Source organism: Vibrio sp. JZG120 (assembly GCF_053890955.1).
Genome location: NZ_JBSRRK010000001.1, coordinates 250738 through 277509 on the forward strand (window position 1 = coordinate 250738; position 26772 = coordinate 277509).

The window sequence follows — 26772 nt, forward strand, 5'->3', positions numbered from 1 at the left end:
GTGGGTGGCCTGCATAAAAAGCCGATAACGCAGTAGAAATGAACCACAAAGGCTGCCCGAAGGGTTCGAGCTAGGCGCCCCCGCAAAAATCGTTTTATGCTTTGTTGAAGACCATTTGCTTAGAATGACTAGGCTGCATAGTCTTCGCCGCGCCTAAAACGATTTTACCTCGAACAAAATTTAACCGAGAAAGGTCAATACGCCCTAGTAAGAGTTAGTTTAATTCGCCACAGTCTTCGGCAATTACGGCGACCGTGTCACCAATGTTGACCATGGCAGGGAAACGACGTGCAGCAAAAATCCCACTGCGCTGCGCTTTGTATTCGATTGGGTCGCTCCCTGTACGCTCGGTTGAATAGATTCTTGCCAGTACATCGTCTTGTTTGATGGTATCGCCAAGCTCAAATAAGTATTCGGTGATACCGTTGTGCTGGCTTTGCACGTAGCAACTTGCATCGGGCATATCAAGCAACCTAGTTGGCAGGGTTGGTTTTTCGTAATCACCTGATAAGTTGCCCGAAAAACGCAAGAAGTTACGAATACCACGGTCGGCATAAGCGATGGTTTCTGGAGTGCTGGTTCCGCCACCTCTGAGCTCTGTGGTGACGAAAATTTTGCCTTGAGATTCCACTGCGGTGTCGTACAGGCTGGTGGCGTCCATTTCGAGCAAGATCATGGTGTAAGGTGCGCCAAACAGCTTTGCACCTAAGATGCATGCTTCTTCTTGATCGAGGTTGTCGAGGCGATGGGCTGCGGCGAAAGGCACGATGTCTAACGTTTTACCACCTGAATGAATGTCTAACGCAAAATCGCACATGGGTACTAAGTAACGAGTAAAGTAATCCGCGATTTTTTCGGTCACTGAGCCTACAGGGTTTCCGGGAAAGCTGCGATTTAAATTCCCTTTATCGATAGACGATGTGCGCGAGGCATTTTGTACCGCAGGTAAGTTCATCATTGGCACAATAATGACGCGACCTTGTATTTGCTCTGCTTGCAGCGAGTTTGCCAATTTTAGCAGGCTGGTGATGCCTTCGTATTCATCACCGTGATTACCGCCAGTAAGCAGCGCCGTTGGCCCGTGACCATTTTTGATCACGGTGATAGGTATCATGATGCTTCCCCAAGCGGAGTCATCATGGGAATAGGGCAGCGCTAAAAAGCCGTGCTGCACGCCTTCTCGGTCAAACTCTACGGTGGCTGTGATCGAGCTCTTTTGCATATCGAGTCCTTTTTGTTCTTAAGCCTAGTTCAACAGAACTTACGGTTTGAAAAGTTAGTGTTTAACAAATAAGTGGCGTGGGAAATCACACAGTGTTTTTGCACCATCACGGGTGATCACAATGCTTTCGGTGGTTTCTAACCCCCAATCTTCAAACCATAGCCCCGGCATAAAGTGGAATGTCATGCCTTCTTTTAATACGGTTTTATCAGTGTCTCGCAAGCTCATGGTTCGTTCCCCCCAATCAGGTGGGTAGCTCAGACCAATTGGGTAACCACAGCGGGCGCCTTCACGTGAGAATCCTGCTTTATCGAGGACTTGGTTCAATGCGTTGGCGATGTCGGCGCAAGTATTGCCTGGTCTTGCGACTTCTAAGCCTGCTTCGAGACCTAAAGTTAATGCTTCATCTGCACGTTTGAATTTGTCGTCCGGTTCCCCAAGAAAAATAGTGCGAGAGAGTGGGCAATGGTAACGGCGATGCGCGCCAGCGATTTCGAAAAAAGTACCTTCGCCTTTTTTGAAAGGCCTATCGTCCCACGTTAGGTGAGGTGCAGAAGCATCAGAACCAGATGGCAAAAGCGGTACGATCGCGGTGTAATCGCCAAAGTGATCTTCATGCCCAAGTACTGCTTGGCGGTTAATCTCGGCGACAAGGTGATGTTTCGGTAATCCTGGCTCGATCATATCGAACGCGACGCGATGCATGTTTTCAACAATGCGAGCTGCGCGGTACATATAAGCCAGTTCTTGATCAGATTTAACGGCGCGACACCAATTGACTAGCCCGGTTGCATCGAGAAGTTGAGCATTCGGCAAGTGCGTGGTGAGTGACTCGTAAGCGGTGGCACTAAAGTAATAGTTATCTTTTTCCACACCGATACGGCCGCGATCCCAAAGACGCGGGGCGAGTACCGCTTCTACCAGAAAATCCATTGGGTGCAATGGTGGGTTCATTACATAATGGTCTGGGTAGTAGGTGATATTTTCTGCCGACATATACGCAGTTCTGTATGCCCCATTGGCATCTTGGCAGCGCCCAAACCAAACAGGCTCGCCAGATGATCCTACAACGACACATTGTGGGACATAAAAAGACCAACCGTCATAACCTGTCAGCCATGCCATGTTAGAAGGATCGTGAATGATAAGGACATCCAACTCTCGTTCTTCCATCGACTGCCGAACTTTTGTTAATCGGTCCTGGAATTCATCCAGTGTAAAATGCAAAGCAACGCCTCTCATATTTTCTCCTTGTTAAAAATCCGACGCCTTATGGGCCTTCGGAGACGTTGAGGTATTTCTACCTTCCACCAGGTCAGCCAGACCTGCGTTTAAAAACTATTGCAACTCACCACTGCGGCTGGGTTTGGATTAAACGATACCATTTAACATGTTTGTTGAATCTATATTTCTCATGTCAACCATTACAATTGTGGCTCATTTTTGTGCATTACACCGCATTTGATGGCTAAAAACTCGCCATTTGTTAAATTGAAGTTACAATGAGCATTAAAAATGAATCAATTAAAATATTGTGTCATGACAATTTCTTTGAACCCGATCATTCGCCCAGGCACCGCTAAGTACATCTCCATTGGCAATTATCTTGTCGAATGTGTCCGCAGTGGTTACCTAAAACCCGGTACTCGACTACCCACACATCGTGAGTTTGCGGAGCAAATTGGCGTGAGCGTACAAACCGTCAGTCATGCATATGGTTATGCAGAGAAAAAAGGTGCGCTCGAGTCTTGGGTGGGAAACGGTACGTTTGTAAAATCAGGCTTTGTGGATGAAAGCACGGACACGGAGTTCATGCTGACGCAAGAGATGAAAGAAACGCCGGATGAAATTGATATGTCGATCGCTCATCCGGTAGTAACCGATCGCCACATTACGCTTTTTAATCAGGCGTTAATGGAAATTGCTGGGCAAACAAACAATCGCAGTTTGATCAGTAAAGCAAAGCCAGTAACAGGTCAGCCTCATCATATTGAGTCCGGAGCGCGATTTCTCAGTAGCCAAGGGTTAGACGTTGGTACCGATCAAATATTACTCACAAACGGTGCATGCCATGGCTTGACCTTGGCTTTAAGCACCGTTGTTGAACACAGTGATTTAGTCGCTTGTGGCCACTTAGTCGATCATGGCTTGATCTCTCGCTCGAGAATGCTTGGATTTAAGTTACAGCCGCTTGAGATGGATGAGTTTGGTATCACGCCGGATGCATTTGAATGGGCATGTAAACACAAACCAATCAAGGCGCTGTGTTGCACACCGAGCATGGCCAATCCGAATAGTGCGCATATGGATATTTCGCGCCGAGAGGCGATAGCAAATATTGCGAAGCAGTATGAGATCTACGTGATTGAAGATGACGTGTATGGGGCACTAGAGCCCAATCGTGTTCCACCTCTCGCCGCACTGTTACCCGAGCAGGCTTTTTATGTCACCAGTTTAACCAAAGTCGTAGCGCCAGGTATGCGTACGGGCTATTTAACGGTCCCACGTCATTTTTTGCAGCATGCGATTGGCCGTTTGGCAGCGACGAGTTGGTCTGCGACCCCGCTACCGTTTGAAGTCGCTCATTTGTGGATCGAGAACGGTACATTAAATCGACTGGTTCGATTTCAAGTCAATGAATTTGCCAAGCGCCAGCGAATAGCAAAAGCCACCTTAGAAGGGCATGTTTATAGCTCACACCCGAATGGTCAGCACATTTGGTTGAGGTTACCCGAACAGTGGAGCAGTGATGATCTGGTCGCTTCGGCTAAGCGTTCTGGGGTGCAGATCACGGGGTATAAACCTTTTGTTCTCGATACTAATCAGCCAATGCCTTACGTGCGAATCAGTTTGGGAGCAGAGACTAATCGAGGTTACATTAAGCATGGGTTATCTGTGATTGCAGAAATTCTCGATACAAACCCTCCAACCTCTCACTTTTTGGTCTGAGCAGTATGCTCTGACCAATTTTTTCTGCGAAAGCGCCAAGTTCAGAAAATCTTTCTTATTCACCTGATTGACTTGATTGTCATGAAAAAGATAACGTTTCATTAACATTTTTGTTGATCAGGAGCAGCGCGGATGAAAGGGATTTTTCAGTGGCTAGATAAATATATACAGAAAGCGGAGGCGGCACTGCTCATTGGCTCGGTGCTTCTTATTGCGTTGAACTCAATTGCTAACGTGTTAGGGCGCTACCTCTTTAGCCAAAGCATCTACTTTTCAGAAGAACTCAATTATTTCCTCATTATTGCCGTCACGTTTATTGGTTGCAGTTATGCTGCCCGCCAATCTCGCCATATCCGTATGACGGCATTTACCGATATGCTTCCAAAGCGTATACAAACTTTAGCCAACGGCATTATTTATTTACTCACCGCCGCATTGGTGGCGGTGCTAACTTGGTATTCGTGGCAATACATTGGCAAGGTGAGCCAAATGGGGCGTCTTTCTCCTGCAATGCAAGTACCTTTGAGTTGGGTGTACTTAATCGCACCGATTGGCCTTTTCTTTAGCACGGTTCAGTTCGCGCGTGTGGGTAGTCGCCATATCAAACGTTTCATAATGCTGACAAAGCTTTCACGCTCATCTCGACCAGATGGCATCGGCTCTGCCACTAAGCAGGAGAAAGCGCTATGACGACCGCTCTTGTAGCAACGATGATCACGTTGTTGGCTTTTGGATTTCCGATGTTGGTACCGCTATTAGCGGCGACCATGTTGGGATTTATTGTTTTTCTTGGTCTGGGGCCAGATTTTATGATCCAGCAAATGCTTGCTGGCATCAAACCCGCTGCGTTGATCGCAGTACCGATGTTTATTCTCGCGGCAGAAATTATTACCCGAGGCGTGGCAGCAACGCGCTTGCTAGATGTCGCAATGGCGTTTGTTGGGCACGTTCGTGGCGGTCTGGCGATCACCTCATCGCTTAGCTGTGCGATGTTTGGTGCGGTATCTGGGTCTACACAAGCCACCGTTGTTTCTGTTGGCTCTATTATGCGACCGAAAATGTTGGAGTATGGTTACAAAGACAGCTTTGCTCTGGCTTTGATTATTAACGCCTCTGACTTAGCGCTCCTTATTCCACCGAGTATCGGTATGATCATCTATGGTGTGGTGTCTGGAACATCGGTTGCTGAGCTGTTTATTGCTGGTATTGGACCGGCGATCGTGATTTTATTGATGTTTTCTGCCTACTGTTATTTTTATGCAGGCAAAAGCTCTGTAGAAAATGCCCCGCGAGCCAGCTGGAAAGAACGTTGGACCACAATACGTAAAGCGGTTTTACCATTTGGTTTTCCGATCATTACTGTTGGCGGTATTTATGCTGGAGTATTTAGCCCTACCGAAGCGGCGTCGGTTTCGGTGTTGTACGCTGTGTTATTAGAAATGGTTATCTTCCGTAAAGTGAAATGGAAGGAGCTTGGCGAAATCGCGCTTTCTACGGGCATGGTTACCGCGGTGGTATTTATCTTAGTCGCAGCAGGGGCTGCTTTTTCTTGGGTAATTTCATTTGCCCAGATCCCGCAAGAATTGTTGGGTATGATCGGGATTAATGATCTTTCGCAGACCGAGTTACTGGTCGTTATTTCAATTGCGTTCTTTATTGGTTGTATGTTCGTTGATCCAATCGTAGTGATGCTGATTTTGATCCCTATCTTTGCACCTGTGATTAAGTCCTCTGGCATTGACCCAGTACTGGTCGGCACCATCGTGACCTTGCAAGCTGCGATAGGTTCTGCAACGCCGCCATTCGGTTGTGATATTTTTACCGCGATTGCCGTGTTTAAACGTCCTTATGTAGAAGTGATTCGCGGCACACCACCGTTTGTGTTCATCTTGCTTTTGGTCTCTGTGATGCTGATTTTCTTCCCTTCGATTTCACTTTTCTTACGTGATCTAGCGTTTCGATAGTATCGACTAAACGCTCAAAGCCGCTGAATATCAGCGGCTTTTTAATCTTTGCTCTCAAACTGGTTCAACTTATTCTTTTCTCCAGCCTCCATTGGCTGGGAGACTTCCCCGTCCAACTGCGAAAGTGGCGGCTGAATACCGCGGGTTCTGCATAGCCCAGTTGCAATGCGATATCGGTAATACTCTGAATATTTTCACTTAAACGCTGCTCGGCAAAATCCTGTCGTACTTGTTGTAACAACTGTCGATAACTTGTTTCCTGCTGTTTCAACTTGTTTTGTAGCATTCTCGGATGCAGGTCTAATGCTCTGGCGACGCGCTCAACGCTGCATTCTCCCGTCGATAGCAAACGACCAATCATATTGGCCGCTTGGTCACTGAGATTGTTAGGATAGCGGGTTTGCAAATACTTGAGGTGCTGTTGAAAGTGGCGATCCAGTGCGTCTTCGTCTTGGTGATTCTTAGCGTTGAGCAGGTTGGCTTTGAGCAATACACCGTCAAACTTATCACCAAAACGCAGTTTGTTCTGTTGGGCAAACTTGCTTTGCTCTACTTCCAATGTTGCGTGTTGAGTCAAATGCAGCGCGAAGTGGCTTGCTTCAATATCGAGCAAACTGGCGATAAACATGGCTAAATGTGACACACTGAGCTGCATCAACTGCGCAATACCGCGGTCACTATTCACATCAATATTGAGCGACAATCGTACCCAATCATCTTGTGGCGTCATGTTGAGAGTAACGCCTGACGAATGCAGATAGAGATAATCATTCACCCGCGCCAATGCATCACCGACCGTTTCAGCACGAGAAACCAGCATCGGCAAATCGCCTAAACTTTGCAGGTTTTGGCGCTCGGCGAGTAACGCACCAAACAACGGTTGCTTACAACGAGCAGCCGCTTCTTCCAGTAATTCAGCCAACCTAGGGTAGGCGAGATAGGTATCGGGATCGCGAAACTGCGCGGCAGACAGGCCAACAGCGGCCATTATCTCTTGCGGATTCTGACCTAATTCTGAAACCAAGCTATCAAATTTATCGGCAGCGCCACTTCGTACGATATACATGTCTCGATTTTTAAATGTTAACAGGTTGTAAATCGCAATATATCAAATTTACTTCGTAAAAGGTCAAGTGAGTGCCAGTGAGTTGATCTAAGTTACATTTCGATAACAACAACGCATGGATGAGAAGCTGTATGGAACTTATCAATAAAACTGCCATCGTGACTGGCGCTGCGGGTGGAATTGGGCAAGCTATTATTGCAAAGCTAAGAGAGCAAGGAGCCAAAGTGCTTGCTGTCGATATTTCAGATCAATCACTGCAAATGTACGCAAGTTTTGGCTCTAAGCAGTTGGAAACCTTTGTTGCGGACGTCACCGATTACCAACAAGTCGAAGCCATGGTGAAGTACGCGGTCGAACAATTTGGCTCACTTGACATCATGGTCAACAATGCAGGCATCGGCGCACCGAAACCTCTGCTTGAACATGATCCTATCGCCGACTTTGAGCCTATCTCTAAAGTCAACCAAAACGGCGTTTACTATGGAATTCTCGCCGCTGGACGACAATTCCAAGCGCAAGGGACACCGGGCGTGATCCTCAATACCTCTTCCGTTTACGCCCAAATGGCCTCCGAGATGACGTTTACCTACAACGTCAGCAAAGCCGCAGTCGATATGATGACCAAATGCGCCGCTTTAGAGTTAGCGCCTCTGGATATTCGTGTGTGCGCGGTCGCTCCGGGACGCGTTGATACTCCGATGTTAAGGCAATACGAAGAGATTGGCTTGTGGAACCACATCCGCAAAGAACAGATGCGTCAAAACTTCACGCAACCAGAAGAGATTGCCAACGTGGTGGCGTTTCTTGTCAGCGAAAAAGCAAATTGTATCAACGGCTGCACCATTAGCGCATCTGACGGTTTCGAGAATTTTAAGTACCCACTCATGGGATAGATGGAATAGGCGAGCACGCCAAATTACAGCAATAGTGAGGATGTAAGTTATGTCATTACCAGAAGTTATTCAGCATCAAGATTTCCTATTAACTCTTAATACTAATGAAGAGTCGATCATCAAAGACGCGCTACCGGGTGTTGATGTTTACCCACTGTTTCTTGATCCAGAAAACGGTACGTGGGTGATTCGCGCCAAGTTCAAACCGGGCGTGACTCTACCTAAGCACTTCCACACTGGTGTGGTGCACTTCTATACCCTAAGCGGCGCTTGGCACTACATTGAGTACCCAGACCAAGTCCAAACCGCTGGTAGCTACTTATATGAGCCGGGCGGTTCGATTCATACCTTTCACTGTCCAGAAGAGTCGGGTGGCGCAGATGGCTTTATGGTGATCCAAGGTGCGAACATTAACTTTGACGAAGAGGGTAACTTTATCAACATCATGGATGCAGGTTGGATTGAGCAAGTGGTGGTTGCCGCTGCCAAAGCGCAAGGCTTCACTGCGCGCTATATCAAACCGGGTGCGATTGCTGCCCTGAGTGATGAGCTAGCGGAGTAACCCCATGCAACAGATGAACAGTATCGTAATGCTAGATGGCCGTGTCCGCCTGCAGCAAGTCGAAATACCTCAGCCCACAGCAGGACAAGTGTTGGTTCGCAGCCTTGCCTGTGGGATTTGTGGCTCCGACCTACACATTACTCGACACGCGGATGAGGTGTTTGATGTATTCCACCAGCTCGGGTTGATGCCTGATGAAGTAGGTGAGCACGCTCAAGTGATGTTGGGACATGAATTCTGTGCGGAAATTGTCGAATACGGTGCCGATACGCAGCAAACGTTACCCGTTGGTAGCCGAGTTACCTCAGTGCCGATATTGCTCAGTCAAAATGGCGCGGGCGTTGGTGTCACTCCGGGGACTTATGGTGCTTACTCTGAGTACTTCCTGCTTGATGAAGCGTTATTGCTACCTGTCCCAGACGGCATGCCGTCTGAGGCGGCGGCATTGACCGAACCACTGGCGGTCGGTTTGCACGCGGTCAATCGCAGTGAAATCGAAACGGAAGAAACAGCGCTGGTTGTCGGTTGTGGCCCTATAGGGCTGGCGGTGATTACAGCGCTGAAACAACGCGGCGTGAGTAACATTCTTGCGGTTGATCTTCAGGAAGAGAAGCTGCAACTTGCCAGCGAGTTTGGCGCAAATCAATTGATCAACCCGACCAAGGAAGACGAGATCGCCGTTGGTGAGCAGTACGCAATGAATTCACGTTTGGTCATTTATGAGTGTGTTGGCAAACATACTTTAATTGATGATTTCATGCGCCGTGCTCCTGCCCGAGCACGAATCGTTGTATCAGGCATTCATACGACTCCAGCAACCGTTAACTACGCGTACGCGACGGTAAAAGAGCTCGATTTGAGATTCTCTTACTACTACCAACCGCACGAGTTTGAGCAATGCCTACAAGCGATTGCCGAACATAAGTTGCCTTGGCAGAAAATGCTTACCGCCAAAGTGGGAATCGATGGTGTGGAAGATGCGTTTAGACAGTTAATGACGCCAAATGACCATATTAAAGTCGTTATCGAACCTTGGCGCAGCGGCGCGTTAGAAGTGATTTAACTCTTAGCCTAAAACCAATTTTAGTTTGGTGACAGCCCCAACCGTAGCAGCTAGGTTGGGGCTTTTTTTGTTAGGCCTGTTCTGCGTATTCCTGTTGAAGAGCAGGGTAATCGGTGTAGCCTCGTTCGTTTCCGCCAAACAACGTTGAGCCATCGAGTTCTGCCAACGGATGGTGATGTTGCAAGCGAGAGACTAAGTCTGGGTTTGCTACGAATGGTCGTCCGAATGCGACAAGATCCGCGTAGCCTTTCTCTAACACTTCGTTTGCTCGTTGAGGATCGTAGCGACCTGCGACAATGATAGCGTTGCGAAAGCGCTTTCTAAGTTCGATTCGAAACGTCTCGGGAATCGTTGGTGCATCGGCCCAATCGGCCTCGGACAAGTGCAAGTAGGCAATGTCGCGCTCCTGTAGCTGTTTTGATGCCTCTAAGATCGTTGGCACGATATCTGGGCAGTCCATATCTTTAAACGTAATGAATGGTGCCAATCTCACTCCAACTCGATGCGCACCAACAGCGGCGATAACTGCATCCACTACTTCGATAAGAAAACGGATACGGTTTTCTCGTGAACCGCCGTAGTTGTCTGTTCGATGGTTTGAATTGGTTCTTAAGAACTGGTCTATCAGATACCCATTCCCGCCGTGGATTTCTACACCATCAAAACCCGATTCAATGGCGCGTTTGGCTGCGTTCGCGAAATCACCGACAACTCGGTTGATATCCGCTTGTGTCATTGCGCGTGGCTCAACACAATCGACCATATTGCCGTTGCCTTGTTCATCTGCAATCCAAACTTGCGTCTCTACCGGAGCGAGCGCAGATGGTGCGATAGGCTGTTCACCATTTTGGAATGTTGGGTGAGACACTCTGCCCACATGCCATAGCTGACAAAACATCGCTGCGCCTTGTGATTTGACCGCTTGGGTCACACCCTGCCAGCCCGCCACTTGCGCATCGGTGTAAACGCCTGGTGTGAACGAATAGCCTTGAGAATCGTCCGAAATTTGTGTGGCTTCGGAAATGATCAGCCCGGCAGAAGCGCGCTGTTGATAATACGTTGCCATCATCTCATTCGGGATGTTGCCCGGCTGAGTGGTGCGTGCGCGAGTCATTGGTGCCATGACAATACGGTTTTGTAGTGACAACGATTTCAGTTGAGCTGGTTCAAACAGCTTATTTGGTCTTTGTTTCATGTTGCGCTCCTTAGATAAGTACTGGCACGTTGGTCGCTTTACGAGCGGTTGCCATCCAGTGAAGTACGGTTGGATCCCATTGCACTTCGGGCGCACTGAAAAAACCTCGTAGAATGGAGAACATAATGGCTTGATCAACCAGTGACGTTTGCTTTTCTGAATTTAGGTTGAGCAAGGGCTTGGTTTGTTCTATCAAAGCGGCGACTTCTTTCGCAATCGCTGGCGTATCGTTAATCAAGGCTTCAAAATTTAACGCTTCGGTTTCCTTTTTTGCACGCCATGCTTGTTTAGCGGTTTCTGTTGCAAATTCCGGTAACGTCATGTTTGACCAACGCGGATACCCGACTTTTTGTAGCGGTAAAAACGCTTGTTTTTGCCAGTCTAAAACCAGTGTTGAGGGTTGGCTGCTTTCGTTAGAAGATGCCAATTCAAGGAAGTAGTTGATGATGTCTAAGCTTTCCGCCATGGCTTCACCATCGTCTTTGATCAAAAGAGGAACTTGTTTTGCGCCGATGATGTTTGTGGTGGTGCTCTCGTCGTCATAAGCAATGTTGATGACGTCGAGCTGAATATTCAGCATGCCTGCAACAAAACGGACGCGGGCGCTAAAGGGGCAATGTTCATAAATGTACAGTTTCATTTTTTGTTTCCTATCTCTGGCTGGGCAGGGCGTGTTGTTGTGCGTTGAACAGCATTACGGCGTTTAACTTTGCCCTGTCACATAACGTTCTGGGTCTAAACAATGTCGATAGGGTCAGTATATGGATTCGACTTAATTTGATAATTGGGTAATATCTGAATTGATTATTCAGTTTTTCTAAATAATAAGGGCGCGAAGATGGATAAGTTTTCGGATATGACGTTGTTTGTCAGCATAGTTAAACATCAAGGTCTGGCAGCGGCGGGAAGGGAGCTAGGTTTGTCTCCGGCGACGGTAACGGCAAGGCTGCAAGCGATAGAAGAACGCTATGGCGTAAAGCTGCTCAACCGAAGCACACGCCACGTATCACTCACGGACGCAGGGGCAATGTACCATCAAGCTTGTCTGAACATCATTGATAGCGTGAAAGAGACGGAAAACTTGCTGCAAACGGGTATTTCGCAAGTGCGCGGAAAGTTGAAAATTTCAGCTCCACGAGATATTGGCAAACAAATTATTTCGCCGATGGTGTCGGCTTTTTCTGAGCAATATCCGGACGTGACGCCTTATCTTTACCTTAATGACAATTTATCGAACTTGGCTGAATCGGGGCTCGATTTGGTGATTCGTTACGGTGAGTTAGCGGACAGTAATCTCATCTCGCGCAAGCTGGCGTCGAGTCAACGTGTGCTGTGCGCGTCACCTGATTACTTGGCGAAGCAAGGTGTCCCAAACTGTCCACAAGATCTCGCGGATCATCGCTGCTTAGCCATGGTGCGCAGCAATGAAGAATTAAAAACGTGGCACTTTAAAGATGAAGAGTCTCACCAAACGATCACGGTTACGCCAAAGCGCTTTTCTGATGATGGTGAAGTGATTCGACAATGGGCGTTGGACGGTGCGGGGATTGCGTTGAAATCGATTTTAGATATTCAGCAAGACCTCAAACAACAACGTTTAGTAACGGTTTTGGATGGGTATATGAAAAACTTCAGCGCCTTTTCGCAAGGCGCTGAAGCGGATCTGCATGTCATTTATCAAAGCCGCCAATATCAACCGAAAAGAGTTCGCCTGTTTTTGGACTTTCTAGTTGAGCAATTTAGCGCGCTGAGTGATGCCAGCAATCAGATCTAGATGCGATTCAGAGGTTTCTCGGCGGTGGCGATAAATCCCGACGGTGCCAGGGTTTGGTTCGTTTTCCATGGTTAAGCATCGTAAGCCAAAGGATTCCAAATACGGTTTCAGGTGGCCGGTATAGGACATCACCGCGACGCTTTCTTTCAGTACATCAATACTGGCGAGCAGAGAATCCACTTCGTAAGTCGGTCTGTCATCCAGTTGCTGCCTTTCGCGTTCATTTTGTTTCGGGATTGGGTTATCGATGACGTGAGCGAATTTCTTAGCGTCATAAGTGACTGAAAGAGCGGGGTATTCGTGCAGCATCTCTTCGGTGACGGTTTTACCTAGCAGTGGATGGTTTGGGGAAACAAAATAGGCATCAACCGTTTGAAATAACGGAATAAACGTAACATCGCATTTAGACGACAAGCCGACAATCTCGTGGCCGATGAAGAATTCAATCTGTTCGTTGATTAATGAATCCATCAAGCCTAAGTGGTTGCCAAATTCGACGTGCGTAGATGCCGATGGCTGCTTGGTCAGATGTTCATTGAGTGCTTGTTTGACGAACAGCGGCCACCACGCATCGCCAGTACCCATTTTAATTTTTCCGACTTGGTACTGTTTCCGTTCATCAATGCTTTGCATCATTTGGTTGTATTCATGCTGCATTGCGTTGCTATGGCGATAGAGGATGCGCCCGTATTCGGTCAACACCATGCCATTAGGGTGACGTTCAAACAGCGTCACGCCGAGATTCTCTTCCAGCTTCTTTAAATTGCTTGTTACCGTTGGCTGGCTTAACCCTGCCATTCTTGCCGCAGCACTGATGCTTTGGCAGCGTGCAACCAGTAAAAATTGCTGCAGAGATTTGTCCATTTTCTTTCCCCTCTAATAACGAGGGGTATTTTGCACAATTTCATTTATAAATCACAAATCTGTAATCTCATTTGATTGAAATTATGCGCATTTCATAGATCTACATCACTGTTGGGGTTTGACGTATAGATGTTATCTATAGCTCGCTCCTGACTTCCTATTTTCCCCTCAAAAGGGTGTTCTTTAGACTGTCGCCAAAACAACAATCTAAGGGATGAACATGAAACCGAGTTTTATTGCGCTTGCTGTCGCGTCTTGTATTGGTCTTGCTGGATGTGGATCAGATTCTTCTGATGCGCCTGTGCCGGTCGACAAACCAATTATTTCAGCCGACTTATATTTACGTGGTTTAAATGGGGATTGGGGCACGGCAGAGCATGCCAAGCTAAACTATTTGGGTAATAACGAGTACGAAACCGTACTGCGCGTCGCTCGAGGTAGCAATCAGTTCAAGATTGCTGATCCGGGTTGGCAGATCCAATACACCTATTTTGAGGAGCCCGCGGCGTTCGATAAAGCTCAGGAGTACCTGCCAAAACCAGACACGAATGAAGCGTGTATGAACGATGATTGTAACTCTGAGATCACGTTTGAAGACAAAGGGTATTACAAGTTTTCTGTGAGCTTTGCCGATGAAAGTCGCGCGACAATGACTGTGACAAAAGCAACGCAAGAAGAAGCGGAAAAATACTACTCTGATGCGATTCTCGACCCTGCAATGGTGCATGAAGGGCATCAGAGTAAAGAAGTGAAACTGTTCGCCAATTACGATGACTCGAGTGATACCGTGATTTTCTCGGTGAAAGACCCAAAAGCCAAGCAGCGTGAATTTGGTATTTCAACGACGACAGAATTGCGTGATGCGCTCGACCAAGGCTTAGTGATTAATGAACAAACAGGGCCGCGAGTGGTGTCGGGTGATGTCGCGTTTGACGCGTTGTTTGCGTTGACGATGAAAGAGCTAGACCAGCTTGCTGTTTCTGAAATCAAAGATGGCAATTACAACTACAACAACCCAATCAAAGCGGAAGTTTTTGAGACGGGCGCGAAATGGCATTACGTGTGGACGCGTGATTTGGCGTACGCAGCAGACCTTTCGCTTGCTTTGATGAATCCAACTCGCGTGCAAAATGGTCTTAACTTTAAATTGTCTGCTTTCCGCGATACGACTGATCAGCAATATGATGGCGAGCAGATTGTGCAAGACACGGGCACTGGCGGCAGCTGGCCAATCAGTACCGACCGCACGACTTGGGCGCTTGGTGCAGAACGCTTACTTTCGGCATTGGATGGAGAAGAGTACAACCAGTTTGCTGAGCGCGCATATAAAGCTATCAGTAATACACTTGAAGCCGATCGCCTGGCGGCTTTTGATGCGAAATCCGGTTTATACACTGGTGAGCAATCATTCCTCGATTGGCGTGAGCAAACGTATTCAACGTGGACGCCAAACGATGTCAATGCGATTGGTAGCAGCAAAGCGTTATCGACAAACGTGGTTCACTACCGCGCGATTCAGCTCGCGGCTAAGTTGGCAGAGAAGTACGATTCAACCAACGCGGTCAAATACACCGAGTGGGCTGAGCAGTTAAAAACCGCTATCAACGAGCAGTTTTGGAATGCCGAACGCGGTATGTACGTAAGCTATTTGTTTGATAATGGCAAAGACATCGCGGTCGACAAATACGACATGTTGGGCGAAGCACTTGCGATCATCAGTGGCGTGGCAAGTGATGCGCAGGCGAAACAAATCATGGCCAATTACCCACACAGTGAGTTTGGCGTGCCGGTTTATTTCCCTCAACAACCGGATGTGCCTGTGTACCATAACCGCGCAATTTGGCCATTTGTTACCGCGTACAGCTTGCGCGCCGCGCATCAAACACAAAACGTGGCTGCGGCGAACAATGCCATTCAATCGTTGGTTCGTGGTACAGCGACCAATTTATCCAACATGGAAAACTTAGAGTGGCTTTCTGGTAAGTCATTCATCATCCATAGTGATCATGGCGAAGATCCGAGCTTGGATGGCCCAGTGATTAACTCTCAGCGTCAGCTTTGGTCTGTGGGTGGCTACTTGAACATGGTGGTAGAGACCCTATTTGGCATCCATACCGAAACAGGTAAGTTGGAAGTGAAGCCGTTTATCACAAGTTGGGTGCGCAATAACTTGTTGGCTCAGTCTGAACAAATCACGTTGGAAAACTTTGCCTTTAAAGGAAATAACTATTCGGTAACCATTGATTTGCCTGAAGTAAGCAAAGATGAAACAGGTTACTACCCAGTTGAAAATGTCACGATGGACGAAGAGGGGCATTTCCACGTGACACTGGGCGCGCTTGTGAATGTAGATAGCAGCATTACTTTAGTCTCTGGTGTGAAACCGTATGTGAGTAAAGACAGCCGCGTTTATTCTCCGCAAGAGCCAACATTGGTGGTAACAAGCGTTGATAATTCGGTTTCGATTGACGTGACGAGCAAGTACAACGTGAACTTGTATCGCAATGGCGAGCTGATTCAAAAGAACGTGATTGCTCAATCTTATTCCGATACGCCAACAGGTTTTGCTTGTTATTTGGCTGAAAGCATTAACGATAACGGCTTCCGTTCTAACCCAAGCCAACCGGCTTGTGTCGGTGAAGAGATCCGCATCAAACTTGATGGCGAATATCAGCCACTCAAAGACAATGTCTCAGTGGTTACGGTGAGCAAAGACAGTGGCATCGTAAAAGGTACAGAGTCGTTTACAGCTCCTGTAACGGGCACTTACCAGTTCGATGCTTGGTACAACAATAACCTAGGACAACTTAATACCGGCATCACGAACACCGTGAAATTGTTAGAGGTATTGGATGATGCAGGTAAAGTGGTTGGTCAAGGTTACTTGCAGATGGGCCATATTGGTGAAAACCAAGGTATGCGTTACTCAACGCCAATTGAAGTCGCGTTGGAGCAGGGGAAAACCTATCAGATCGCGCTGAAGGATCACTTCAATATGAGTTACCTCACATCGAATGAAACCTACATCTACGCTGGTGGTATTGAGGGTGAAAAGAACGAAGCGCAAATCGCAGATATTCGAATCACACCTATAATGTAGGCTGTTTTAATAAAGCTGTGTTCTAAAAAACTGTGTTCTAAGAAAAACAAAGCCGCTGAGATTATCAGCGGCTTTGTTGTATTTGCTATCGGGGCCGTTTACAGATTAGTTTGTCGCCTGCGGACGAGGTTTACGGCGCTGACCTGATGGTTTGTTTCCTGCTGGCTTAGCATTATTTGGCTTGCGGTTACCAGACGGTTTACCAGCGTTGCCACTCTTATTACCGTTTGGTTTATTTCCATTCGGTTTATTGCCGTTAAGTTTACGGTCATCTGGTTTGCTGTTTGCGCGACCTTGGCCTTCACGGTTGCCTTTAGGCTTACCCGCACCGCCTTGGTTGGTGCTGTTTTTGTTGCCGTTGTTACCACCGTTGAAGCGACGTTTAGGTTTGTTTGCACCATTGCCTGCTTTCTTTTCGGTTGCTGGAGCGTTTTCACCCGCAGCATTTGGCGCTTTTGGTTTTTTCGGCTTCTTAGGTTTTTTCGGTTTGATTGGGCGAGTATCCAGTTTAGATTCTGGCACTACATTGGTTGGCGCAAAACCTTCCAACTCTTTACGTGGTAGCACTTCTTGAATCAAACGTTCAATCGCAAACAGCTCAGATGCTTCCAGCGCACAAACCAGTGAAATCGCTTTACCTACTTCGCCAGCACGGCCAGTACGACCAATACGGTGAACGTAGTCTTCTGCCACTTTAGGTAGCTCAAAGTTCACCACTTGCGGTAATTGCGGAATATCGATACCGCGCGCAGCAATGTCCGTCGCGACCAACACACGAATTTCACCCGATTTAAAATCCGCCAGTGCTTTGGTACGCGCGCCTTGGCTCTTGTTGCCGTGGATGGCAGCAGCCGGTAGGTTTTGTTCGATCAGGAACTTCGCCAGACGGTTTGCGCCGTGTTTCGTTTTCGTAAACACCAGCACTTGCTTCCAATCGCCGTCTTTGATCAATTTAACCAACATCGGTGCTTTCTTCTTCACGTCTGCTGGGTAGATGCTTTGCTCAACCGTTCTCGCCGTCGAGTTTGCCGGGTTAACGGAAATCTCAACCGGATTGTTCACCAAGCCTTTCGCAAGGTCGCGGATTTCATCCGAGAAAGTTGCAGAGAAAAGTAGGTTCTGACGCTGTTTTGGTAGCAGAGCTAGGATCTTACGAATGTCACGGATAAAGCCCATATCTAGCATGCGGTCTGCTTCGTCCAGTACCAGCACTTCCAGTTGGTCGAACTTCACTGCATTTTGGTTGTACAAATCCATCAGGCGGCCTGGTGTCGCGACCAACACATCCGCACCTTTGCGAAGACGCTGCATTTGCGGGTTGATCTTCACACCACCAAAAACAACCGCACTGCTTAGTGGAAGATGACGGCCGTACATAAATACGTTTTCTTGCACCTGAGCTGCAAGCTCACGTGTTGGCGTTAGGATCAGTGCACGAACTTGGTTAGCACGAACGCGAGGGCCGTTCGATAAACGCTCAAGAATCGGTAGCGTAAAGCCTGCAGTTTTACCTGTACCAGTCTGCGCTGCTGCCATTACGTCTTTCCCTTCCAAAATAGCAGGAATTGCTTTTGCCTGAATTGGCGAAGGGGTGTCGTAGCCTTTTTCTTGAATAGCTTTAAGGATTGGAGCAGATAGACCTAAAGAGGTAAAACCCATATGTATGATTCTCAATTGTAGAGTTAGATAACAACGCGCCGAAAACAAATCGGTACGAAAAGTGCGACATTCTGAGGCTTTTACGCGCTGGCTTCAACTAATTCTGTTATGGATAAATATTTGAACTGGATCTCATTTCTTTTTTGAACAAAAAAGAGCATAGAAAAGTGACGTAGATTCATTCTGTAGTTTGAATGTGTTACGTGTTCTTTCGGAAAAAACAGCGAGACAAATGGTGATTATTAATCACTCAAATGGCTTAAAAATACTTGTTTGATAAATAATCAGAATAGTTGAATGTTATTCAGTGTTTTGCCACTCAATTTTAATGGAAATTAGTTAGTAAAGTATTATCAAGTCTCAGATTTGATACATGTCGGTATGGTTAAATGCTGAGCAGAAAGGAATCGACTGATATAAAACAATGAGCTTGATGTGAATGCAAGGATCTCATTCTGCATCAAATCGCACTATTATCCCAGCTTGCTAACAAAAGGTTGTACTATGCGCTTTGCTATCCGATTTCTCTACTCACGGCCTCCTTCACACTTTATTCAGAGATCTTTCTGCTTTTACTGCCTGAGTTAAAGCTCTCTAAATATTTGTTCTATTGTTGTATTTAACGGTGGCAAGGCTTGTCTACCTAGAGTGCTTTGTTACTGCAAGTTCTATATTTCTGATGTTATGAATTAATTTTGTGGTTGTGAGAACTAATAAAATGTCGTCAATAAATAACAATTTCTACTGGGTTGGTGAACAGCCTGTCAGTGAGTTAGCTGAAGATATGGTTTTGGTTAATCATATTGATGAGGTGGCAACGGGACTCGGTGGCATGGTGTGTATTGCTTATCAAGATCCACACCAAATAGATACCGCGCTGAAAGCGTTTTATCAGGAGAAAGGGCGTTGGTCTTGGGCGGTTTATGTCACTGTGGAAACCCCTTATTCTCGATGCGTTACCGACGGTGTCTTTGAAGCTAGAGAATCAATAAAAATTTGGCGATCCATTCAGAGCAAGCTCGATGCCATTGATGAACCGGAAGTGTTAGATCCTTTGAATGGTTGGCTTGGGGTCAATCGTCAGCGAAGAGTGACTGCTTTAAAAAGCTTAGAGTCTATGTCGGTTTATTCGTACCCAATCATTGATATGTTGTTTCCTGATATTTATTCGACTTATCGATACGTGCTCTCAGAGCAAGGTCGCGGAGTATTAGAAGCGGAAGTACTGATCGATAGAATTCGTGTTTGTTCTCATTGCAACAGCGGACACTTGAATTATGTAGAGGTGTGCCCGGATTGCAGCAGCATCGATATCGACTCTCAAAGCTCTTTGCACTGTTTCACTTGTGGCCATGTTGGTGAACAACACAGCTTTCAGCGCCGTGGAAAGCTTGAGTGCCCTAAATGTTTGACCCAGCTGCGCCATATCGGCGTTGATTATGATCGCCCGCTTGAAAACCACGTTTGTAATAGTTGCTCCAGTTTATTTGTTGAAGCGGCGACGATCAGTCAATGTTTAAGTTGTGACTCAAAGATCAAAGTCGAAGAGCTTGTTGTCCGTAAAATTTACCAATATCGACTTGGTGAAGTGGGTGAATACATTTTCCAACACGGCAAGTCCATTCAAGCTCCTGAGCTCTCGATCAAAGGCAAAGTGGAAGTCAGCTTTTTCCAAAATTTGCTTGCATGGTTAAATAAAGTCGCGCTGAGACACAAAGAACAGCACCTTCTACTTGGACTGCATTTACCGACGATCGATGAATACGGTAAGCAATATGGCGATGCAAAATTGTTCTCATTGATGGATCAACTGACGCGTCGTCTTAGCGGCTTGTTTAGAGATACCGATATCTGTTGTCAGTACAAACAGGATGTGTTGCTTGTCCTAATGCCAAATACGACCAACGCGAGCCTGTCCATTTTACAGCAAAAATTATCGGATCTGGGTGAACTTGTTGAAGACGAAGAGTTTGAGTTGGATGTCTTTGCTTGGGACCTGCCCGATCCGATCATTGAAGACGGTGTTTCTGTTTGGATGGAATCGCTGATGGGTGAGATTTATGCTGCAAGATAGTCTCGTTCTGCTCGACTATCTTCGAGGCATGCTACTTCACAATGAAGAGTTATGGCTATTGCTGTTTCCCGTCATGATCATTATCGAGCTACCTCTATATTTGCTGGTGCTAACAGGGATATTTCGTTGGTCATATGCGCAAGAAGATCCAGAATTAAAGCGGTTTCCTTCAGTGAGTTTCGTTATTACTTGTTATGGTGAAGGTGATGCGATTGGGATCACTATCGATACGTTAGTTGAGCAAGTTTACCCAGGTCATATTGAAGTACTTGCTGTGGTTGATGGGGCGGTACAAAACCAAGATACCTATCAAGCCGCGTTAAATGGTGAGAAAAGGCATGCAGGCGTTCGTAATCGTAAAGTGCGAGTGTTGCCAAAATGGCAACGAGGAGGCCGGGTTTCAACACTGAATGCTGGCTTATCAATGGCTAGTGGTGAAATCGTCATTAACGTGGATGGAGATACGTCATTCGATAACGACATGGTCTTCACCATGATGAAACAGTTCGCGGATAAAAATGTGATTGCGAGTGGTGGTGCGTTAAGAGTTCGCAACCATAACGCCAACTTGTTGACCAAAATGCAATCCTTGGAGTACATGCTGTCGATGCAAGCCGGTAAAACGGGGATGGCTACGTGGGGTGTTCTCAATAACATTTCTGGCGCATTCGGAGCATTTCGGAAGAATCTGCTTAAGCAAGTGGGGGGCTGGGATACGCATACCGCAGAAGATCTCGACTTAACCATGCGCTTGAAGCAATACAAACGTCGTTACCCTGATAATAAATTGGCCTTTTCGACGCACTCCATCGGCCATACTGATGTACCAGATACGTTGAAAGGTTTGGTATTGCAGCGGTTGCGTTGGGATGGCGATTTATTGTTTTTGTTTTTGCGTAAACACAATGAAGGGTTGTCTCCACGGCTACTTGGTTGGGGGAACTTTTTATTCACTTTGGCTTATGGCGTGATTCAAAACGTTTTATTGCCGCTGCTTGTGGTGATATTTAGCGTGTACATGGTGATTGTCTATCCACTTAAATTTGTATTGGCGTTGATGCTAATGCTCTATTTTGTCTACCTCTTCTTATCTGCTCTGATTTTTGTTGTCTACATTGGGCTTGTATCAGAGAGAAAAAAAGAGGATTTGAAGTCAGCGAAATGGTTATTTCTTTACCCTATCTACCAGTTTTTCATGCGTTTGATTACCGCTTTCTCAATGGTTAATGAAGTTGTGAGGAGAAGTCATGAAGAGTCGAGTATGGCACCTTGGTGGGTATTGAAGCGAGGTAAAAAGTTTTAGTATGAAAGTTAACTTTCACTTAGATAAGAAAAACAAACCGCAGTCTGAGAACGGGATGAAAGTCGTCTACGGACAGGCAAAGCGTGGCGGTTATCGTCTCCGTTGGTACTTGATTTTAGCGATTGTAATCAGTCCGCTTTTGTTTATGGCTTATTACTTGTTTAGAACGCAAGTGTTAGTGACGGCGCCTGCCGTTATCACGTCACATCCACTTACGGTGACGGCAACTCGCTCTGCCATTGTTGGGCCAGTGCCTGTGAATGTCGGTACGGAAGTGACTCAGGATCAAGCGCTGCTGTTGTTAAAAGATAATGCGTTGAACAAAGAGATTGATTTCATTAAAGATGAGCTGGTGAAACTGTCTAAAAATCAGGTGCAAAGTACTGATGAGCTATACAAAAGTGCTATTGAAAGCTCAGCCGAAGGCTTGAAGAAGGTTCGTGATATTCAGAAAAAATACGACCTTTACAGAAAGAAAGGGCAAGTGTCTGAGGTGGATTACGCGGCTATTGTGAGTGTGAATAACTCACTGAGTAATCAGTTAAGCAGTCAGAAAATTGCTTATGTGGATGCGATGCGTAACTTGGAAGAGTTAGAGTTGGCTGGTCCAGTGACACAAGAGTATCGTTCTTTAATGCGTGAGCTGGTAGTAAAGCGTGCTCAACAAGAAGATCTCACCTTTCGTTCTCCTATGAACGGTCGTGTACTCGATATTCATGTGCATGAGGGGCAAAATGTATCGGAAAATACGCCATTGCTCACGATTGCTCGCAACGTGACACCTGAAATTACGGCTTTTCTAAATCCTAAATACCTCGAATACAGTAATATGGAAACCAAAGCAAAAGTCGTATTTCCTGATGGTCGAAAGTTTAGAGCGACGGTATCGAAGCCAGTTGAGGTTGTGAACAAATTGCCTTCAGAACTTCAAAGCCCATTTGAAGGGCAGCCTGCCTATTTAAAAGTCACACTGAGCTTTGATGAGCCGTTGGAAAAAAGTCGATGGATTGAAGGGGTCGAAGTGGAAGTTCGCTTTTAACGTCGGTTGATTGAGTAGGAAAGGAGCGAAAAGCTCCTTTTCTTTGGTTGCTAACGCGCCTTTAGTCGCCTTTAGCATGCATTAAAAACGCGCTAGTCAGTTGCTGAAAGAGTGAATCTATCGAGGGGCGGTCGGATATATGATTGAAGAGCGGTGTGTGGACATCACCACGAATATCATCGTTGTAACCGCAAAGTTGATTACACAATTTTACCGGTGCGACAATCTTTTCAACGTCGGCATCAATCAGAATGCATGCTTGTGATAACACCACTTGTCCACCGCCTTTTTTCAGTAAAACGCGCTGCGCGGTTCCCACAACTTTTTGACCACCAATATTAAGATTATACTCGCCATCACAGTAGGAATAAGGCGTAGCATGGACATCTACTTTCACGCCCAGTTGCTCAAAGAAAACTGTCAAAATCGCACACAAATCGAGATACGCTTTCTTGATGTCGTAAGACTCACCGTCTGGCCAGTGATAGATGTGGGATAGATTAATAATACCCGGTACTTGAGGGACGGGGGCACCACCAGTTTTACGGGAAAAGAGTTTCCAGCCAGACGCATTTAACGCATGTTCTAACTCGTTAGAAATAGGCCACTTTTTACCTGCGGGAAGCACGAGCGTCGGGCTTTTTACTTGCCAAAGTAATAGCACTTGCGAGAGTTGGTTGGACTGAACTTGTTTAATGAGCTCATCTTCTTTTTCAAATGCATCAGCGACTTCCGTAGCCGTATAGCGAATTAGCTTATTTTTAGAAACCACACTCTATCCCTCATCCGTATATTATCGCTACTGTTTTATCTTAGATACCATGTGATTACTAGCGGTATACGCTGCCTTTAGAGTTTTCTTCGCTTCCATTATTTCTATTTAAAGGGGCGATAGAAATATTTTGTTGGTCATCACATAAGCAATTCATAAAATCCGCCATCTAAATAATTTTTAGGCGATATGACTATGAAAAAGCGAGTGATGTGTCTTGCGTTAGCGGCATCATTGACGGGATGTGTGACGTTCCCGACCCAAGAATCTGAGCAAGTCCAAGTGCTTTGGGACAACGTGAATGCGATTGAAAACTGTGAGCTAATGGGAACGGTAATTGGCTCGGAAGGGCACTTTTATGATTATTGGCTGCACGCAGATAAAGACATGGTTTGGGGTACGTTAAACCAAATGCGCATCAAAGCGGCAGATTTGGGCGCAGATACATTGTATTTATATGAGCCGTTGGACTTCTCCACATCGGTTACCATGTTTGCCAATGCTTATAAGTGCAAACAGCCATAATTTTACTTTTCCGAAAGCAAAGACAGGCGAAATGTGCCTGTCTTTGCTCTTGCTGCCAAACAACAAGTTTACGTCTGTGCGCGTTGTGATGAGCACTTTTCAGCTAATTTACATTCGCTGTAGCCACAGCCGTCGTGTCAGAAAACGACAGCGTGAAGTCTTGTTCGGTATTTAATACTTTGGCTGGGAACTCCAAGCTTAACTGTGCGTGTGGTGCGACTTCTGAAGCGATACTGGTGACGAATTTTCGGGTTTCACCCGGAGAGATTGACAAGTTGTCTCCCCCTCGTGATGATAGCTCTGCGATCCCCATGGTTTCAAGCGTGTTACCCGCAGTATCTGCTAAGTTCAACAAAGACTCCGATTTATACACTAGCTCTCCGCTTTCGGTGCGATAGGCATTAAACGTGTTGAAGTTTGGCTGTAATGAACCTTGTGAACCGACGTTAGTGACGGAAAACGTCACATTAGAGCCATCAAAATTCTCGACTTTCACCAACACGTTACCGTCTTGGTAACGTGCTGCTGCGGCAGCACTGGCTTGCTGTTTCTGTCTCTGTTGTTCTTTCTCGATGTTGCTTAACTGTTCCTGCTCGCTAGCAATTCTATTTTCTGCCATGGCGTAAGATTGATCCACCATTGCTAACAAAGCGGGGATTGAATACAACGTGAGACCTTCCAAATGGTCAAAGTCGATTTTGGCATGCTGAGTAAGTTCGTGGTTCGAGAACTGGCAGTAACCATCAATCAAGCTAACAAATGCGACTTCAAAAGTACCTTGTAATCGGCTTACTTCCTGTGCGGCTTTTTCTAAATCTGAGCGTACTTTTCGGATCTCTTCCAATGTCTTTTGTGGCAAACGTCCATTGGGCGATACGTCATTGGAAACCGAGACCAATTCTTCGGTTACAAATGGATTGTTTTCGGCCGGAATCACCGTGGTGATGCGGTTGGATTTAGTGATGTCTTCGCCCAGTAAAACCATCATTTTTTGCGATACGGCAGTTGTGTTTCCCGCTAAAACATCACTACAGTTTGGAGACGTATTCGCATACGCGGCGAATGCGGTAAAAAGTGAAAAGATAACGGACCAGCCAGTGGCGACGAGTCCTGTCGTGGTTCGAGTGTTCATCCTGATAACCCCTCTGTCATTTGGTGCGATTCACTGACGTAATTGCCAATCAAAAGACTGGCTCGCGACATTCAGAATGGTTCTGGTCAATCCTTCGTAGTGGGTATGCCCGCAGATGCTTTCTAGTCGTTTACTCAATCGCTAAGCCACGACTGAGTAAAGTGTCTGAAATTGAGAACATTAATGCTGCGAAGTTGATGTCTTTTGTTTGAAAGATAGACGTAACTTTTCTAACCATCAAATACGTGATTAGGTTCTCATTTTTATATGAGTGAGAGGATCAAGAGAAAACAGGCACTTACTGTAGAGAGTTGATTTGAGAGAAAAATATAAAATTTTTTGGGGAACTTTTTTGATGCTGCCTTTGAGACTTTTTCGAATCTCAAAGGCAAATTCTAACGCATGCGCTTAATTACAAAGCGTTGAGTACATCCGCAAGTCGAGTGACAGCAGTCGTCAGTTCTTCTGGTGTGGCATTGGTAAAGTTAAGACGCAGAGCGGCTTTTACCTTTGAACCTTCCGGATAAAATACCGGGCTTGGCACCACAGCAACCCAGTTTGCAAGAAGGGTCTTCGCAAGTTCGAACGTGTCACATTCTGGAATTTCTACCCAGACAAACATACCACCATCGACAGGTTTGAGTACGCAACTTTCTGGCAGCTGTTTTTGCAGCTCAGTAAACATGACATCGTAACGCGATTTGTAAAGCGCACAGATGGTTGAAATGTGCGTTTCGAAGTTGTCATGTTGCAGTAGACCATGCAGCAAAGCTTGCATAGGAATACTAGAGTGCAGATCGGCACCTTGTTTGATTTTGATGAGTGGCTCAAGGTAACTGCGTTTTCCGGTTACCACACCAATACGCAAGCCTGGTGAGGCGATTTTGGAGAATGAACGCAACACGATGGAGTGCTGCGGGCAGAACTCCGAAACCAGTGGCAGTGCTTCACCAGAAAAACGCAGTTCGCGGTATGGTGCGTCTTCAATGAATGCAACGTCGTATTGGATACAAAGCTCGGCAACTTTTTGGCGAGTCTCTAGCGCCCAGCATACGCCCGTTGGGTTGTGAAAATCGGGCACGGCGTAGAACATTTTTGGTTGCTGCGTGGCAAAGCATTGCTCGAGTTCTTCAAGGTTTGGGCCACACTCGGTTTGTGAAACGGTCACGATATTGGCTTGCACTAAACCGAATACTTGCATAGCACCAAGGTAGCTTGGTGCTTCCATCACCACTTTATCGCCCGGATTCACGTACGCCCGCGCAATCAAATCTAGCCCTTGCTGAGAACCCGTTGTGATCATCGCCAAATGAGATTCTGGCAGTTGGTAATAATCGGTCAAAAAGTTAAGTAGCGGTGCGTAGCCTGCTGTTGCGCCGTATTGAAACACCTCTGGCATGTTCGCGAGGTTTTCGAGCGTCGGTTTCATTAAGTCGATCGGGAAGGTTTTTTCGTCCGGTAAGCCACCCGCAAGAGAAATGACGTTCTTATCGCTCGCTGCTGCGAGGATCTCTCGGATGTAGGATGACTTAGTTTGTTGTAATGACTGTGCTATTTCCATGTGCTGTGCTTCTCGTAATTGTCTTTTTTTATGTCAGAAATAGTATAGGTAAATT

Annotated in this window: 22 protein-coding genes; 12 read left to right on the forward strand and 10 right to left on the reverse strand. The window is 46.4% G+C overall.

Annotated elements, in window-relative coordinates:
* Nucleotides 1-214 precede the first annotated feature (214 nt).
* Both doeB and doeA read right to left on the reverse strand, forming a co-directional pair.
* Complete coding sequence (doeB, locus tag ACWPOD_RS01150; protein WP_456231444.1) at nucleotides 215-1222, reverse strand: N(2)-acetyl-L-2,4-diaminobutanoate deacetylase DoeB; 1008 nt, start codon at nucleotides 1220-1222, stop codon at nucleotides 215-217.
* 54 nt (nucleotides 1223-1276) lie between these two features.
* Nucleotides 1277-2464, reverse strand: a complete 1188-nt coding sequence (gene doeA, locus ACWPOD_RS01155; RefSeq protein WP_005392731.1) for an ectoine hydrolase DoeA — start codon at nucleotides 2462-2464, stop codon at nucleotides 1277-1279.
* 273 nt (nucleotides 2465-2737) lie between these two features.
* On the opposite strand from doeA, the gene ehuR reads away from it, so the two are divergent.
* From ehuR to ACWPOD_RS01170, 3 genes are all read left to right on the forward strand, one after another.
* Nucleotides 2738-4171: a MocR-like ectoine utilization transcription factor EhuR gene (gene ehuR, locus ACWPOD_RS01160; RefSeq protein ID WP_256894362.1), complete on the forward strand. Its 1434-nt coding sequence runs from the start codon at nucleotides 2738-2740 to the stop codon at nucleotides 4169-4171.
* Between the two features lie 132 nt (nucleotides 4172-4303).
* Nucleotides 4304-4861, forward strand: a complete 558-nt coding sequence (locus tag ACWPOD_RS01165) for a TRAP transporter small permease (protein ID WP_006741397.1) — start codon at nucleotides 4304-4306, stop codon at nucleotides 4859-4861.
* On the forward strand, nucleotides 4858-6135 hold the full coding sequence (locus tag ACWPOD_RS01170; protein WP_005392736.1) for a TRAP transporter large permease: 1278 nt from the start codon (nucleotides 4858-4860) through the stop codon (nucleotides 6133-6135). The genes ACWPOD_RS01165 and ACWPOD_RS01170 overlap by 4 nt, the downstream gene beginning before the upstream one ends.
* Nucleotides 6136-6199: 64 nt before the next feature.
* Here ACWPOD_RS01170 and ACWPOD_RS01175 read toward each other — a convergent pair whose 3' ends face one another.
* Nucleotides 6200-7201 carry an AraC family transcriptional regulator gene (locus tag ACWPOD_RS01175; protein ID WP_258644535.1) on the reverse strand — a complete coding sequence of 334 codons (1002 nt, stop codon included), beginning with the start codon at nucleotides 7199-7201 and terminating at the stop codon, nucleotides 6200-6202.
* Between the two features lie 131 nt (nucleotides 7202-7332).
* Between ACWPOD_RS01175 and ACWPOD_RS01180 the strand changes: the two genes are divergently transcribed.
* From ACWPOD_RS01180 to ACWPOD_RS01190, 3 genes are read left to right on the forward strand one after another with little or no spacing between them, the layout of a single operon-like run.
* Entirely contained in the window at nucleotides 7333-8094 is a 762-nt protein-coding gene (locus tag ACWPOD_RS01180; protein WP_104970502.1) for an SDR family NAD(P)-dependent oxidoreductase, read from the forward strand.
* Nucleotides 8095-8143: 49 nt separating this feature from the next.
* Entirely contained in the window at nucleotides 8144-8656 is a 513-nt protein-coding gene (locus ACWPOD_RS01185) for a 2,4'-dihydroxyacetophenone dioxygenase family protein (RefSeq protein WP_053809405.1), read from the forward strand.
* Nucleotides 8657-8660: 4 nt separating this feature from the next.
* A complete protein-coding gene (locus tag ACWPOD_RS01190) occupies nucleotides 8661-9719 on the forward strand; it encodes a zinc-binding dehydrogenase (protein WP_375223247.1) in 1059 nt (352 codons plus the stop codon).
* A 70-nt stretch (nucleotides 9720-9789) separates the two neighbouring features.
* On the opposite strand, the gene ACWPOD_RS01195 is transcribed toward ACWPOD_RS01190, so the two are convergent.
* Together ACWPOD_RS01195 and grxB are read right to left on the reverse strand one after the other, a co-directional pair.
* A complete protein-coding gene (locus ACWPOD_RS01195; protein ID WP_456231445.1) occupies nucleotides 9790-10914 on the reverse strand; it encodes an alkene reductase in 1125 nt (374 codons plus the stop codon).
* Nucleotides 10915-10924: 10 nt separating this feature from the next.
* Nucleotides 10925-11554, reverse strand: a complete 630-nt coding sequence (gene grxB, locus ACWPOD_RS01200; protein WP_456231446.1) for a glutaredoxin 2 — start codon at nucleotides 11552-11554, stop codon at nucleotides 10925-10927.
* A gap of 198 nt (nucleotides 11555-11752) precedes the next feature.
* Here grxB and ACWPOD_RS01205 point away from each other — a divergent pair, with 198 nt between their 5' ends.
* Nucleotides 11753-12688, forward strand: a complete 936-nt coding sequence (locus ACWPOD_RS01205; RefSeq protein WP_237284865.1) for a LysR family transcriptional regulator — start codon at nucleotides 11753-11755, stop codon at nucleotides 12686-12688.
* On the opposite strand, the gene ACWPOD_RS01210 is transcribed toward ACWPOD_RS01205, so the two are convergent.
* Entirely contained in the window at nucleotides 12641-13552 is a 912-nt protein-coding gene (locus tag ACWPOD_RS01210; RefSeq protein WP_005392753.1) for a LysR family transcriptional regulator, read from the reverse strand. The two genes, ACWPOD_RS01205 and ACWPOD_RS01210, sit on opposite strands and share 48 nt — an antisense overlap.
* Before the next feature lie 220 nt (nucleotides 13553-13772).
* On the opposite strand from ACWPOD_RS01210, the gene ACWPOD_RS01215 reads away from it, so the two are divergent.
* On the forward strand, nucleotides 13773-16652 hold the full coding sequence (locus ACWPOD_RS01215; RefSeq protein ID WP_456231447.1) for an MGH1-like glycoside hydrolase domain-containing protein: 2880 nt from the start codon (nucleotides 13773-13775) through the stop codon (nucleotides 16650-16652).
* Nucleotides 16653-16757: 105 nt separating this feature from the next.
* Here the strand turns inward: ACWPOD_RS01215 and ACWPOD_RS01220 are convergent, their stop codons facing one another.
* Nucleotides 16758-18311, reverse strand: coding sequence for a DEAD/DEAH box helicase (locus ACWPOD_RS01220; RefSeq protein WP_456231448.1), 1554 nt, complete (start codon nucleotides 18309-18311; stop codon nucleotides 16758-16760).
* Nucleotides 18312-19029: 718 nt separating this feature from the next.
* On the opposite strand from ACWPOD_RS01220, the gene ACWPOD_RS01225 reads away from it, so the two are divergent.
* Genes ACWPOD_RS01225 through ACWPOD_RS01235 form a run of 3 tightly spaced genes read left to right on the forward strand, consistent with a single transcriptional unit; the run spans nucleotide 19030 to nucleotide 22727 of the window.
* Nucleotides 19030-20385, forward strand: coding sequence for a TackOD1 domain-containing metal-binding protein (locus ACWPOD_RS01225; RefSeq protein ID WP_237284868.1), 1356 nt, complete (start codon nucleotides 19030-19032; stop codon nucleotides 20383-20385).
* On the forward strand, nucleotides 20372-21688 hold the full coding sequence (locus ACWPOD_RS01230) for a glycosyltransferase family 2 protein (protein ID WP_237284869.1): 1317 nt from the start codon (nucleotides 20372-20374) through the stop codon (nucleotides 21686-21688). Before ACWPOD_RS01225 ends, ACWPOD_RS01230 begins: the two co-directional genes overlap by 14 nt.
* 1 nt (nucleotide 21689) lies before the next feature.
* Nucleotides 21690-22727 carry an HlyD family secretion protein gene (locus ACWPOD_RS01235; RefSeq protein WP_456231449.1) on the forward strand — a complete coding sequence of 346 codons (1038 nt, stop codon included), beginning with the start codon at nucleotides 21690-21692 and terminating at the stop codon, nucleotides 22725-22727.
* Between the two features lie 61 nt (nucleotides 22728-22788).
* On the opposite strand, the gene ACWPOD_RS01240 is transcribed toward ACWPOD_RS01235, so the two are convergent.
* Nucleotides 22789-23499: a lipoate--protein ligase family protein gene (locus ACWPOD_RS01240; RefSeq protein ID WP_456231450.1), complete on the reverse strand. Its 711-nt coding sequence runs from the start codon at nucleotides 23497-23499 to the stop codon at nucleotides 22789-22791.
* A 195-nt stretch (nucleotides 23500-23694) separates the two neighbouring features.
* On the opposite strand from ACWPOD_RS01240, the gene ACWPOD_RS01245 reads away from it, so the two are divergent.
* On the forward strand, nucleotides 23695-24024 hold the full coding sequence (locus ACWPOD_RS01245) for a DUF4156 domain-containing protein (RefSeq protein WP_005392758.1): 330 nt from the start codon (nucleotides 23695-23697) through the stop codon (nucleotides 24022-24024).
* Between the two features lie 103 nt (nucleotides 24025-24127).
* Here ACWPOD_RS01245 and ACWPOD_RS01250 read toward each other — a convergent pair whose 3' ends face one another.
* A complete protein-coding gene (locus tag ACWPOD_RS01250) occupies nucleotides 24128-25156 on the reverse strand; it encodes a hypothetical protein (RefSeq protein WP_258621239.1) in 1029 nt (342 codons plus the stop codon).
* Between the two features lie 412 nt (nucleotides 25157-25568).
* Entirely contained in the window at nucleotides 25569-26717 is a 1149-nt protein-coding gene (locus ACWPOD_RS01255; protein WP_005392764.1) for an aminotransferase-like domain-containing protein, read from the reverse strand.
* Nucleotides 26718-26772: the final 55 nt, after the last annotated feature.

Coding starts and splice junctions, on each gene's coding strand:
- ACWPOD_RS01220 (WP_456231448.1), bottom strand. CDS start 18,311: ATGGGTTTTACCTCTTTAGGTCTATCTGCTCCAATCCTTAAAGCTATT.
- ACWPOD_RS01255 (WP_005392764.1), bottom strand. CDS start 26,717: ATGGAAATAGCACAGTCATTACAACAAACTAAGTCATCCTACATCCGA.
- ACWPOD_RS01175 (WP_258644535.1), bottom strand. CDS start 7,201: ATGTATATCGTACGAAGTGGCGCTGCCGATAAATTTGATAGCTTGGTT.
- ACWPOD_RS01165 (WP_006741397.1), top strand. CDS start 4,304: ATGAAAGGGATTTTTCAGTGGCTAGATAAATATATACAGAAAGCGGAG.
- ACWPOD_RS01180 (WP_104970502.1), top strand. CDS start 7,333: ATGGAACTTATCAATAAAACTGCCATCGTGACTGGCGCTGCGGGTGGA.
- ACWPOD_RS01250 (WP_258621239.1), bottom strand. CDS start 25,156: ATGAACACTCGAACCACGACAGGACTCGTCGCCACTGGCTGGTCCGTT.
- ehuR (WP_256894362.1), top strand. CDS start 2,738: ATGAATCAATTAAAATATTGTGTCATGACAATTTCTTTGAACCCGATC.
- ACWPOD_RS01225 (WP_237284868.1), top strand. CDS start 19,030: ATGTCGTCAATAAATAACAATTTCTACTGGGTTGGTGAACAGCCTGTC.
- ACWPOD_RS01190 (WP_375223247.1), top strand. CDS start 8,661: ATGCAACAGATGAACAGTATCGTAATGCTAGATGGCCGTGTCCGCCTG.
- ACWPOD_RS01170 (WP_005392736.1), top strand. CDS start 4,858: ATGACGACCGCTCTTGTAGCAACGATGATCACGTTGTTGGCTTTTGGA.
- ACWPOD_RS01205 (WP_237284865.1), top strand. CDS start 11,753: ATGGATAAGTTTTCGGATATGACGTTGTTTGTCAGCATAGTTAAACAT.
- ACWPOD_RS01235 (WP_456231449.1), top strand. CDS start 21,690: ATGAAAGTTAACTTTCACTTAGATAAGAAAAACAAACCGCAGTCTGAG.
- ACWPOD_RS01245 (WP_005392758.1), top strand. CDS start 23,695: ATGAAAAAGCGAGTGATGTGTCTTGCGTTAGCGGCATCATTGACGGGA.
- ACWPOD_RS01185 (WP_053809405.1), top strand. CDS start 8,144: ATGTCATTACCAGAAGTTATTCAGCATCAAGATTTCCTATTAACTCTT.
- ACWPOD_RS01215 (WP_456231447.1), top strand. CDS start 13,773: ATGAAACCGAGTTTTATTGCGCTTGCTGTCGCGTCTTGTATTGGTCTT.
- grxB (WP_456231446.1), bottom strand. CDS start 11,554: ATGAAACTGTACATTTATGAACATTGCCCCTTTAGCGCCCGCGTCCGT.
- doeB (WP_456231444.1), bottom strand. CDS start 1,222: ATGCAAAAGAGCTCGATCACAGCCACCGTAGAGTTTGACCGAGAAGGC.
- ACWPOD_RS01195 (WP_456231445.1), bottom strand. CDS start 10,914: ATGAAACAAAGACCAAATAAGCTGTTTGAACCAGCTCAACTGAAATCG.
- doeA (WP_005392731.1), bottom strand. CDS start 2,464: ATGAGAGGCGTTGCTTTGCATTTTACACTGGATGAATTCCAGGACCGA.
- ACWPOD_RS01210 (WP_005392753.1), bottom strand. CDS start 13,552: ATGGACAAATCTCTGCAGCAATTTTTACTGGTTGCACGCTGCCAAAGC.
- ACWPOD_RS01230 (WP_237284869.1), top strand. CDS start 20,372: ATGCTGCAAGATAGTCTCGTTCTGCTCGACTATCTTCGAGGCATGCTA.